Consider the following 497-nt stretch of genomic DNA (forward strand, 5'->3'; position numbering starts at 1 on the left):
TTATAAAATCTTATGTAATCGATTACATTCTTATTTACATCTATGAATGAGAAAGAAGGACTTTAGATGGCCACAATACAAGAAGTAGCAAAAAAAGCACGTGTTTCCGTAGCCACAGTTTCACGGGTTCTGAATGGCTATGAAAATGTAACTTTAAAAACACGTTTAAAGGTAGAGAATGCTATAAAACAGTTAAACTATGAACCTAGTATGCTAGGGAGAAATTTAAGAAATTCAAAGAGTAGACTCCTTTTAGTATTAATTCCTAACTTTTCTAATCCATACTACTCAGAGATTATCAGCGGGATTGAGAACATAGCCATTAGTAATGATTATAATATATTACTTTGTGATACTGACACCAATCCACAAAGGGAAAACTTTTATTTTGATATTGTGAAAAAGAAATTTGTTGATGAAATCATTTCTATGAGTCCAGCTGTAGATGCTCAAAAACTAGTAGAGCTTTCGGAGAGTTATTCTATCATTCAATGTAG

1 protein-coding gene is annotated in these 497 nt (G+C 31.8%); it reads left to right on the forward strand.

The window, feature by feature from the left end; genetic code table 11:
- Positions 1-66: 66 nt before the first annotated feature.
- On the forward strand, positions 67-497 hold a 431-nt coding region (locus AOA60_RS01745; protein WP_143522356.1), incomplete at its 3' end, for a LacI family DNA-binding transcriptional regulator.

Origin of the sequence: Pseudomonas sp. 2822-17 (assembly GCF_002742485.1) — a bacterium.
GTDB classification, from domain to species: domain Bacteria; phylum Pseudomonadota; class Gammaproteobacteria; order Pseudomonadales; family Pseudomonadaceae; genus Aquipseudomonas; species Aquipseudomonas cyclaminis.